Origin of the sequence: Candidatus Pelagibacter sp. (assembly GCF_052049835.1) — a bacterium.
Lineage (GTDB): Bacteria > Pseudomonadota > Alphaproteobacteria > Pelagibacterales > Pelagibacteraceae > Pelagibacter.
This window is the reverse complement of the sequence record NZ_JBNGZF010000001.1, coordinates 77,800-89,560: the sequence shown is the minus strand read 5'-3', so window position 1 is coordinate 89,560 and position 11,761 is coordinate 77,800. Positions and strand designations below refer to the sequence as shown.

The 11,761-nt window shown below is 30.7% G+C and carries 10 protein-coding genes; 3 read left to right on the top strand and 7 right to left on the bottom strand.

The features are described 5' to 3' along the window. Genes acnA through ACTT9R_RS00430 form a run of 3 tightly spaced genes read right to left on the bottom strand, consistent with a single transcriptional unit; the run spans position 1 to position 3,609 of the window. Positions 1-2,670, bottom strand: coding sequence for an aconitate hydratase AcnA (gene acnA, locus ACTT9R_RS00440; RefSeq protein WP_440926114.1), 2,670 nt, complete (start codon positions 2,668-2,670; stop codon positions 1-3). 1 nt (position 2,671) lies between these two features. Beyond that, a complete protein-coding gene (locus tag ACTT9R_RS00435) occupies positions 2,672-3,265 on the bottom strand; it encodes a LysE family translocator (protein ID WP_440926113.1) in 594 nt (197 codons plus the stop codon). 2 nt (positions 3,266-3,267) lie between these two features. Further along, entirely contained in the window at positions 3,268-3,609 is a 342-nt protein-coding gene (locus ACTT9R_RS00430) for a tRNA-binding protein (RefSeq protein ID WP_440926314.1), read from the bottom strand. A gap of 27 nt (positions 3,610-3,636) precedes the next feature. On the opposite strand from ACTT9R_RS00430, the gene argE reads away from it, so the two are divergent. After that, on the top strand, positions 3,637-4,815 hold the full coding sequence (gene argE / locus ACTT9R_RS00425) for an acetylornithine deacetylase (RefSeq protein WP_440926112.1): 1,179 nt from the start codon (positions 3,637-3,639) through the stop codon (positions 4,813-4,815). Here argE and ACTT9R_RS00420 read toward each other — a convergent pair. Continuing rightward, positions 4,812-6,245 (bottom strand): aldehyde dehydrogenase family protein, encoded by a 1,434-nt coding sequence (locus ACTT9R_RS00420; protein WP_440926111.1) that lies wholly within the window; start codon positions 6,243-6,245, stop codon positions 4,812-4,814. The two genes, argE and ACTT9R_RS00420, sit on opposite strands and share 4 nt — an antisense overlap. Positions 6,246-6,265: 20 nt before the next feature. Beyond that, the gene (gene speB / locus ACTT9R_RS00415; protein WP_075484331.1) at positions 6,266-7,225 is read right to left on the bottom strand and encodes an agmatinase; all 960 of its coding nucleotides are present in this window, start codon (positions 7,223-7,225) and stop codon (positions 6,266-6,268) included. A 53-nt stretch (positions 7,226-7,278) separates the two neighbouring features. Here speB and ACTT9R_RS00410 point away from each other — a divergent pair, with 53 nt between their 5' ends. Together ACTT9R_RS00410 and ACTT9R_RS00405 are read left to right on the top strand one after the other, a co-directional pair. Further along, the gene (locus ACTT9R_RS00410) at positions 7,279-8,007 is read left to right on the top strand and encodes a putative zinc-binding metallopeptidase (protein ID WP_440926110.1); all 729 of its coding nucleotides are present in this window, start codon (positions 7,279-7,281) and stop codon (positions 8,005-8,007) included. Further along, a complete protein-coding gene (locus tag ACTT9R_RS00405) occupies positions 8,004-8,654 on the top strand; it encodes a peptidylprolyl isomerase (protein ID WP_440926109.1) in 651 nt (216 codons plus the stop codon). Before ACTT9R_RS00410 ends, ACTT9R_RS00405 begins: the two co-directional genes overlap by 4 nt. Here ACTT9R_RS00405 and ACTT9R_RS00400 read toward each other — a convergent pair. Then, complete coding sequence (locus tag ACTT9R_RS00400; RefSeq protein WP_440926108.1) at positions 8,647-10,869, bottom strand: 3-hydroxyacyl-CoA dehydrogenase NAD-binding domain-containing protein; 2,223 nt, start codon at positions 10,867-10,869, stop codon at positions 8,647-8,649. The genes ACTT9R_RS00405 and ACTT9R_RS00400 overlap by 8 nt on opposite strands. A gap of 36 nt (positions 10,870-10,905) precedes the next feature. Then, a complete protein-coding gene (locus tag ACTT9R_RS00395; RefSeq protein WP_440926107.1) occupies positions 10,906-11,760 on the bottom strand; it encodes an ABC transporter permease in 855 nt (284 codons plus the stop codon). Between the last annotated feature and the right edge of the window lies 1 nt (position 11,761).

The following is an 11,761-nucleotide window of genomic DNA, read 5'->3' as shown; positions in this document are numbered from 1 at the left end:
CTAGATCATATTCCTTAAAACGTACTGCAAAATACCTCCATTTTTATAATATTCTAATTCATTTTTTGTATCAATTCTGCATAAAGTTCTAATTTTTTTTATTTCACCAGAGACATATTTAATTTCAACAGCTACTTCATCTGATGGATTAATACCCTTTTCTATATTTAGAATGCTAATTAATTCAGAACCAATTAATTTTAAGTTTTTTCTATTTACATCATCAATAAATTGTAATGGCAATATTCCCATTCCAATTAAGTTAGATCGATGGATTCTTTCAAAACTTTCTGCAATTACTGCTTTTATACCCAGTAATTTTGTTCCTTTAGCTGCCCAATCTCTAGATGATCCAGTTCCATACTCTTTCCCGCCAATTACAACTAAATCTGTTCCTCTTTTTTTATATTCAACTACCGCATCGTAGACAGGAAGAACTTTGTCTTCTGGATATAACTTTGTAAAACCACCTTCTGTACCAGGAGCCATTTCATTTCTAATTCTTATATTTGCAAACGTTCCTCGCATCATAACTTCATGGTTACCTCTTCTTGAACCATATGAATTATAATCTTTAGGTAAAATTTGATGTTCCATGAAATATTCACCAGTTGGACTATCTTTTTGAATACTGCCAGCTGGCGATATATGGTCAGTAGTCACCATATCACCTAAAATTAATAATGGTCTTGCATCCTTAATTTCTTTAAATCCTTCCGGTTTATCTGGTAACGAGTCAAAAAACGGAGGTTTTTTTACATATGTTGATCCTTCATCCCAATTATAGATACTGCTTTTATCAGTTTTAATTTTTTGCCATTGAGTTGGGCCCTCAGAAACATTTGAGTATCTTTGTACAAACATCTCAGCATTAAGAGAGTCTTTTAAAGTATCCTCTATCTCTTTATTTGAAGGCCAAATATCTTTTAAAAATACATCGTTTCCTTCTTTATCTTTTCCTAACGAATCTTTATATAAATCAACTTCCATATGCCCTGCTATTGCATATGCAACAACAAGCGGAGGTGAAGCTAAATAGTTTGCTTTTATATGTGGTGAAATTCTTCCCTCAAAATTTCTATTTCCTGATAAAACTGAAACTGCATAAATATTTTCTTTTTGAATTGCTTCTACAATATTTTCTGGAAGTGGTCCTGAATTTCCAATGCAAGTTGTACAGCCATAACCAACTAAATTAAAACCAAGCTGATCTAGATAAATGTTTAATCCAGCTTTTGCCAAATAATCTGTAACTACTTGAGATCCAGGTGCTAAAGAAGTTTTTACCCAAGGTTTAACTTTCAAACCTTTTTCAATAGCTTTTTTTGCTAATAGTCCAGCCCCAATTAGAACATTTGGATTAGAAGTGTTCGTACAAGAAGTTATTGCTGCAATTAATATTGAGCCATCTTTAATTTCATAATCTGTATTTATTACTTTTGAAATTGACTTTTCATTTTTATTTGTAGCTTCCTGCAATATTTTTTGAAACGAACCAGGTGCATCTGTTAAAAGAACTTTGTCTTGAGGTCTTTTAGGTCCTGAAATAGTTGGTACAACTGTGGACATATCTAAAGATATAATATCAGTAAATTCTATTTCATTACTCAACCATAGACCTTGTTCCTTGGCATAATTTTCTACAATATCAACAGTTTGTTGATCTCTTCCAGAAAATTTTAAATACTTTAGTGTTTCCTCATCAATAGGAAAAAAACCACAAGTAGCACCATATTCTGGTGCCATGTTTGCAATTGTGGCTCTATCTGCAAGAGTTAAATTTTTTAAACCTTCTCCATAAAACTCAACAAACTTGCCAACCACTCCTTTATCTCTTAACATTTTAACAACAGTTAATACTAAATCAGTTGCAGTAGTTCCTTCTGGCATTTTGTTTTTCATTTCAAAACCGATGACTTCTGGTATTAACATAGAAATTGGTTGACCTAACATTCCTGCTTCAGCTTCAATTCCTCCAACACCCCATCCTAAAACAGATAATCCATTTACCATTGTTGTATGACTATCGGTACCAACTAAAGTATCTGGAAAAAGATATTTTTCTCCTTTAAATTCTTCTGACCAAACAACTTTTGACAAATATTCTAGATTTACTTGGTGGCAAATTCCTGTTCCTGGTGGAACTATTCTAAAGTTATCAAATGCCTGCTGCCCCCATTTTAAAAAAGAATATCTCTCACCATTTCTTTCAAATTCTATATCCACATTTTTTTCAAAAGAATCTGCTTTTGCAGACTGGTCGACTTGCACAGAGTGATCAATTACAAGATCAACTGCAGATAGTGGATTGATTGTATTTGGATCTTTATTTTTTTCTTTAACCGCTTCTCTCATTGCAGCTAAATCTGCAACCGCGGGTATTCCTGTATAGTCTTGAAGTAAAACTCTTGCTGGTCTATATGCAATTTCAGTTTTAGATTTTTTTGTCTTTAGCCAGTTTTTAATCGCTTCTATTTGAGATTTTGTTACAGTTAAGTCGTCCTCGTATCTTAATAAATTCTCTAATAAAACTTTCAAAGATTTTGGAAGTTTATTTATTCCCTCAAGTCCATTTTTTTCTGCATCGTTTAATGAGTAATAATTATACTCTTTGTCATTAACTTTGATTTTGTTAAGTGAATTGTAAGAATTTTTGTTTCCTGGGGTCATATTATAAATAAAAAGTTATTATGCTTGTTAAAAGAAGCAGTGACATAGCATAATTAAAGTAATTAATAAATTTCTGATTTGTCGCGAATTTCCTAAAAAATTTACCTAAAAAAGTCCACAGAGTTATACTACTCACTGAAACAATTAAAGCCATAATAATAATTTGAGTCGTATAACTGACAAAAGTTTCTCCTGGATTAATATAAGTTGAAACAAGAATAATTGATGCGAGAACCCCTTTGGGATTTAAAAATTGAAAAATAAAAGTTTCATGAAATTTAATTGGATTTTTATTTTTATTTTCCTGCTCAGAAGGTCCTGAAAAAGAAATTTTGTATGCTAAATAAATTAAAAATAGAGTTCCTAAATATTTTAATACCTCTTGGATTAAAGGATATAGCTTAAAAATATTTATCAACCCTAAAGCTAAACATAATAATAAAAAAGGAAATCCTAAGGTTACACCAATTATATGTGGTAGTGTTCTAAGAATCCCAAAATTGAAGCCAGAATAAAAAGCAACAAAATTATTTGGTCCGGGAGTAAATGCTGCAACAATCCCGAATAAAGTTATAGAAAGAATTTCAGGATGCATTACTATGCGATTGGTAATCCATTTTCTGCTTTTTGAGAGGGATGAACAAGTGTAACCTTTCCATCAGCATCAATTGCTCCTAAAACCAACACTTGAGAAACTATTCCAGCAATATTTTTTTCAGGAAAATTACAAACAGCAATAACTTGTTTTCCTTTTAAATTCTCCTCATTATAATAGTGAGTAATTTGAGCTGAAGATTGCTTAATACCAATTTCACTTCCAAAATCAACTTCAATAACTAATGAAGGTTTTCTAGCTTTTTCATTTTTTTTAACAGAAATTACAGTACCAATTCTAATATCTACTTTATCAAAATCATTATAGGTAATTTGCTCTTTAATCATAATATAATATAGTGTTTTAAGTTTATGAGTATAGATAACAATTTATATGAAAAATCAATCAAGATTTTAACTGACTTAATCGCATTTAAAACTATCTCAGGTCAAGATAACAGTAATTTAATTGATTATTGTGAAAAAATTTTAAAGAACATTGGTATAGATACTTTCAAAGTTTATGATGATGAAAAAAAAAGAGTTAATCTTTTTGGAACCTTAAAAGCAAAGAATCAAAGCACAAAAAAACCCATCATATTATCTGGACACACTGATGTGGTTCCAGTGTCTAAAGGTTGGAGCAGCGATCCATTCGTTGCAACTATTAAAAATGATAAATTATATGGAAGAGGTTCATGTGATATGAAAGGTTTTATTGCATGTACACTTGCTTATGCACCTCTTTTCAAAGAAAGTAATTTAGATAGAGACTTGCATTTCTGTTATACATTTGATGAAGAGACTGCATGTATTGGAGCTCCTTTATTAATAGAGGAATTGAAAAAAAGAGATATAAAAAATGGAATTTGTATAATTGGTGAACCAACTAAAATGAAAATTATTGATGCCCACAAAGGTATGAATGAATATACAGTTCACTTTGGAGGACTTGCGGGACATAGTTCTAAACCACATTTAGGAGTAAATGCGGCTGAATATGCTACTAGATATGTTGGAAAACTTTTAGAGATTAGAGAAGAATTAAAAAAAAGAGTTCAAAAAGATAGTATTTTTGATCCTCCACATTCAACTTTATCAATTGGTGGAATTAAAGGTGGTATTGCCCATAATGTCATTGCAGATAAATGCAGTGTTGAATGGGAAACAAGGCCAGTTGTTAAAGAAGATGGGGAATTTGTCACGAATGAAATTGATAAATATGCAAATGAAGTGCTCTTACCAGAAATGAAAAAAGTATTTCCAGATTCTTATATTAAAAAAGAAGTAATAGGTGAAGTTGTTGGTTTTAACAGATTGGATGAGTCTGAAGCATGTGAATTTGTATCAAATATAACTGGTGATAATTCAAGAGAAGTAGTTTCTTTTGGAACAGAAGCTGGTTTATTTCAAGAATTAGGAATTAGTACAGTTGTTTGTGGACCTGGATCAATTGAACAAGCTCACAAAATTGATGAGTTCATAGAATTAAATGAAATGAAAAGATGTCTTAAATTTTTAGAAGGTGTAAAAGATAAATCAGTAAATTAACTCCAACCACCTACGGCTTTTACTTCTAAAAACTCTTCTAAACCGTGTTCACCTGCTTCTCGACCTATTCCAGAATGTTTGAAACCTCCAAATGGAGCATCAACTGCAATACCAGCGCCATTTACATCAACCATTCCAGATCTTAATTTTCTTGCAACTCTTTGTACTTTTTCAGAGTCCTGGGTTTGAATATAATTTGTCAATCCATAAGCAGTATCATTAGCAATTGTTATTGCCTCTTCTTCTGTTTCAAATGGAATAACAGATAAAACAGGTCCAAAAATTTCTGTTCTTGCAACTTCCATATTATTATTTACATCTGCAAAAACAGTTGGTTTAACAAAGTAACCTTTGTCTAATCCATCCGGTTTACCTGTTCCTCCAGCAACTAATTTTGCACCTTCATCTATTCCTTTTTGGATTAAAGTTTGTATTTTATTGTATTGAGTTTTTGAAATAACTGGACCTATATGCTCTCCTTCTTTTTTAGGATCTCCCACCTCAAAACTCTCAGTATATTTTTTTAATCTCTCAATAGCCTCTTCATACATTGATTTTTCAACTAACATTCTTGTTGGAGCATTACAAGATTGCCCAGAATTTCTAAAACATCTTAAAGCTCCTCTTTCAATTGCTTCTGGATCTGCATCTTTAAAAATAATGTTTGCTCCCTTACCGCCTAATTCTAAGCTTACTCTTTTAAAATCTTTAGCAGCATTTTGTGAAATCAAAGCTCCTGCTCTTGTTGATCCTGTAAAAGAAATCATATTAATATCTGGATGACTTGTAAGCGCATCTCCTGTTGTTGCTCCATCTCCGTTAACTAAATTAAATACACCTTTTGGAAATTTTACTTCGTCAATAATTTCAGCAAGTATCATAGATGAGAGTGGAGCTAATTCTGATGGCTTTAAAACCATTGTACAACCTGAAGCTATTGCTGGCATTACTTTTAGGCAAACTTGGTTCATAGGCCAATTCCATGGTGTTATTAATGCACAAACACCTTTTGGTTCATAAATTAATCTTTGGTTAGGAGCATGTTCTCCTAATGGTTTTTCAAATTCAAAATTTTTTAAATATCTAATAAATGATTTAATATGACTTGCTCCTGTTCCCGCTTGTAATTTTGTAGCGAAATCTTTTGGAGCACCCATTTCAAGAGTTATAGCTTCTGCAATATCTGCCCATCTTTTTTTATAATTTTCATAAAGTTTTTCTAATAGTGCAATTCTTTCTTCTTTAGAAGAAAAGGCCCAAGACTCATAGGCATCTTTAGCTGCATTAACAGCGATATCAATGTCAGCTTTGTTACCTAAAGTAATTACTGCACAATTTTCTTCAGTAGCAGGATCAATTACTTTAATCTCCTCAGAGCTATTTGGCTTAACCCAGGCTCCGTTAATGTAAAAATTTTTTTTGTCTAACATATTATTACGCTATCCTTTCTTTATGTTTTTGCAAATAAATTAGTTAATTCATAAACAATGGTTGCAGCTGCAAGAGATGTAACTTCTGCATGATCATATGCAGGTGAAACTTCAACTACATCTGCTGAAACTAAATTTAATCCAGACAAACCTCTTAAAACATTTACCATTTCTCTTGTAGTCATTCCTGCAATTTCTGGTGTACCAGTGCCTGGAGCAAATGCTGGATCTAAAACATCAATATCAATTGATAAGTATAGAGGATTATCTCCAACTCTTTTTCTTATTCTTTCTGCTATTTTATCGGTTCCTTCTGTTTGAAACTCATCACAATGAATTATTTTAAATCCAAAACTTTCATCATTTTTAATGTCATCTCTACTATACAGTGGGCCTCGAATTCCAACATGCATAGAAGCATCATCTAAAAATAGTCCTTCCTCTCTTGCTCTTCTGAATGGAGTTCCGTGAGTATAAGGCGCACCAAAATATGTGTCCCAAGTATCTAAGTGGGCATCAAAATGAACTAAAGATACAGGGCCTTTATTTTTTTTATTGATTGCTCTTAACAGTGGTACTGCAATAGTATGATCTCCACCTAAACTTATAATTCCTCCAACCTTATTTAGTAAATCTGTTGCACCTACTTCTATTTGTTTAATTGCTTCATCAATACTAAATGGATTGCATGCGATATCACCAGCATCAGCAACTTGTTGGATTTTGAAAGGCTCAACATCATAATTTGGATGATAATTAGTTCTTAAATGTCTAGAGGCTTGTCTGATACTTTGTGGACCAAATCTTGCTCCAGGTCGATAACTTGTACCAGCATCAAAAGGTATTCCAACAATTGCAACATCACAACTTTCTACATCTCTTAGTTCGGGAAGTCTTGCAAAAGTGCTAGGGCCAGCAAATCTTGGAACTTTAGTTCCGCTGACTGGTTGAATTGGATTTTTGTTTCTTTCTTTTTTCATTTTTTAATAATCTAAGATAATATTATCTCATCTAATTCGTCTATAATAATTTAATGAAAATTTTATTTTTATTTGTTCTTATTTTTCAAATTTCACATGTAAATGCTGATGAAATTTATAATCTAATAAAAATTCCAAATTTAGAAATTTATAAATTAAAAAACGACAATAATATTCGTTATTTAAGTGCTAAAGGTAATTTTAAAATTGGTGTAAATAACAATATTGCTTGCGACAAAGTTAATATAAATAATTTAAATACAAAATTTTCTTTGATTGAAAAAAATCTTAATCGATATAGCTCTAATTTTCTTAACAAGATAAAATTAAAATATATTGTACTTTGTGAAAATTTATTCATCTCCGAAATTAATACTGGGGGAATACCTGATAATAAAAATAGAACCTTAATTTTAGATATAAATTTTAATAAAAAGTATTTTGAAAGAATGATACACCATGAAATTTTTCATATGATTCAAAATACTCACATTGAATATTTTGATGAAGAAAAATTTTCTTCTTTTAATTTAACTTCATTTAATTATGCTGAATGTTCAACTTGTTCTGAAAGATTAAATTTAGATCTATATGAGAAAACAAATGGTTTTTTGACAGAATATTCTAAATCTATCCCTTCTGAAGATATGGCAGAAATTTTTTCATTTTTAATGACTGATAAAGAAACAATTGAAGATAAAATTAATAGTGACAAAATTCTGAATAATAAAGTGAATTTTATAAAATCAAAATTAGCTAAAATAGATAAAAATATTTTATGATCAAGACTATTAAAGCTTCAAAATCAGAAAAAATTTTATTTATATTTTTGATCGGTCTTTCAATTTTTGCTTTTACATCCTTTTTTTTATTAAAAAATAAATGTCTATTTGTTGAAAAAAATAATTTAAGTAAACTTAATTTTAATGAACCGAATAATATTGCAGTAATGAATGTTGAGTGCGGAAATGTAATAATTGAACTTTATCCAGATATTTCTCCTAAAGCAGTAGAAAGATTTAAAATTTTAATTAAACAAAAAATGTATGATGGTTCCGCTTTTTATAAAGTTTCAGAAAATACTTTTGTACAAGCTGGAGATATCGAGTATGGAAATATAAATAATTTAGATTATTCAAAAATTGGTAGTGGAAAGTCTGGATTAGGATTGTTAAAATCTGAACTGAGCAATGATTTTAAATTTACAGAGGGAAGTGTAGGTTTTGCTAGAGCAACTGAATTTGATACAGAAGATAGTGAATTCTTTATTACATTAAAAGAAATTCCAATTTATCAAGGAGAGTATACTCCAATTGGTAAAGTAGTTTATGGATTAGATATATTAACTAAAATTAAAACGGGAAATAAGGCAATTTATGTTTTAAGACCTGATTATATTAAAACCTTTAGAATGTTTAATTCTAATTAACTAAAGGTTTACCTGTCGATAATGTATATTTAATTCTTTCTTGAGTTTGTTTTGTTTCTATCAGTCTCATAAAGGAATCTAGCTCTAGTTTATACAGATCATCCTCTGACAATACTTTTTCAATGGTAGTGTCTCCACCACTTAAAACATTTGCAAGCTCAATTCCAACGTGCATACCATGATCTAAAATTATTTTTTCGTTATATAATTTCTCTAAAACCTTAACCATTTTATCTTTCAATGGCTTTCCAGAAAGTTTGAATTTGCACTTTTCTGGAGGAACAAAATCTTTATTTTGATCGATTAAATTTTTTGCTTCCTCAAAAAGACTATTTCTGTTCATTATTTTTCTGTCCTCTGATCTTAAATACTTTAATGGCTCAGCCTCAATTGGAGATGTGGCTGTTTTAGCATAACCAATAATATCAAAAACTTTTAGTGGGGCATAATCTGGATCTGATTTTGCTTCCTCTGTTTGTGACCATCTCCACAACATTTCTTTACATCCTCCGCCTGCTGGAACTAATCCAACAATAGTTTCAACTAATCCAATAACTAAATTTGTGTGCGAGGCGACAAAATTACTTTGAACCAAAACCTCAAAGCCTCCTCCAAGAGTAAGTCCAGAGGGAGCTGATACAACTGGGTATTTAGAATATTTTAAAGTTTTGCATGTATCTTGAAAATACTTAATGAATTTTTCAATTGATTTAAAATCTCCTTTGTCAGCAAAATTCATAGTATAACTTAAATTAACACCTGCTGAAAATTGCATGCTTTCATTAATTATTATTAAAGGTTTGTCAGTTGCGTTTTTCAATGCATCCATTGAATCATAATCTAATGCACAAGCTTTTGTTGTAAATTCAACAATATTAAAATCTTTAAATCGATGAATTTCAGCTGAATTATTTTTATCCAGTTTAATTGCTGATGGTCTTATTTTTCCTAAAGTTTGAATATCTGTATAAATTTGTCTTTCTCCATAGAAATTTTCATCTTTTGTTTTTGACAAATTTTCTAAAAATTTATTATTTTCAAAGCTATCAATTCTTTCAAAGAAATTTTTAACACCTATCGATCTCAGCATTTCAAATGGACCCATCGCCCAATTAAAACCTAGTCTCATAGCTTCATCAATATCGTTAAACTTGTTAGTAATTCCTGGAACAAGTGAGGATGCATATTTAATTATTTTTGAAATTACAATCCAGGCATAATCGCCAAACTTATCTTTCCGATTAATTAAATTACTAATATCAACAGTCTCAATTCCTAAATCTATTTTTTTTGTTACCGAATACTCTCCTGTTTCTAAATTTATTGCTTCTAAAATTTTTTGATCTCCACTTTTATTCATTCTATAAAAGCCGCCTTTTCCTTTACGACCTGTGTAGCCTGTCTCAATTAATTTTTTGACTAATGGAATTTCTTTTGCAACAACTTGAAATTCATCTTTATCTGAAAGTTCCTTTATAAAGCTCTTTAATACATCGGCCATCAAATCAATTCCAATAAGGTCATACAATCCAAAAACTCCTGTTTTGGGTATACCCATTGGTCTTCCAAAAACTGCATCCGCTTCTTCTATTGAAAGTTTCATTTTGAATGCCTCCGTCATAGCAACTTGCATTGCGTAAACACCAATTCTATTACCTAAAAATCCTGGGGTATCGTTACAGATTATAGCTCCTTTACCAAGCTCTACTTCACAAAATTTTTTTAATGAATTGATTTTATTCAAATTGTTATTTTCATTTTTAACAATTTCTAATAATCCCATGTATCTAACTGGATTAAAAAAGTGAGTAATACAAAAATCTTTTTTTTCCTCATCAGTTAGTTTTTCTGACAAAACTTTAATTGGAATTGATGATGTGTTTGATGAAACTATTGCACCTCTTTTTCTGTTCTTAAATATCTTCTCATAAATATTGTGTTTAATATCAATTCTTTCAACTACTGCCTCCACAACCCAATCTGCATCTTTTACTACATCAAAATTTTCCTCAATGTTCCCAACATTTATGTTGTTAATTGTGCTTTTGTCTATTAACAAAGGTGGTCGAGATTTGTGTATTCTTTCTCTTGCTTTCTTACTTATTTCAGTAGTCAAATCTAATAGGGTAACAGGAACACCTGCATTACATAAATGTGCAGCAATTCCGCTGCCCATAGTACCAGAGCCTATAACAACGACTTTTTTTATTTCCATAAAAACTTCTATATATGAATAAATTATTTTGGTAAATTATCTATTTATTCCTCTTAATCTTTCTGACCTTCTTCTTAATAATTCAGCACTAATTAATATTAAAGTAGATAAAATAATTAAACATGTGGCAACAGCAAGAATTGTGGGACTCAATTGTTCTCTTAATCCAGTCCACATTTGAATTGGAATAGTAGTGTTTTCTAAGCCTGCTAAAAACAGTACCACCACAACTTCATCAAAAGAAGTAACAAAGGCAAACAACCCTCCAGAAATTACACCTGGTAATATTAATGGAAGGGTAATTTTCATAAAAGTATTTACTGGATTGCTACCTAGACTTGCAGCTGCTCTTGTAACACTGTGATCAAACCCAGAAAGTGTAGCAGTTACAGTGATCACAACAAATGGTGTTCCTAAAATTATATGTGCCAAAACTATTCCTGTATGTGTCGCTGCCAAACCAGCTTTTGCCATAAAAAAGAAAATTGCAACACCAGATATAATTAAAGGGACAATCATGGGAGATATTAAAGTTGCCATGATCAGACCTTTGTATGGCATATGTCTACTACTTAATCCTAAAGCAGCTAGTGTACCTAAAATTATGGAACCAATAGTAGCAAATATTGCAATTATAAAACTATTTTTTGCAGCTAACCCCCAAGGATTTTTTGTTCCATAAATCATGTCGTTGTACCATCTTAGAGAGAATGCGTCTGGGTCTAGATTTTTCATACCCTCAGAAAACACTAAAAATTCCTCCGCATTAAATGACAGTGGAAAAATTACAAATAAAGGAGCAATTAAAAAGATAAAAATGAAAGCACAAATAGTAATGTATATATAATGCCAAACTCTATATCTTGTCTCTGTATAACTTGGTAATGCCATA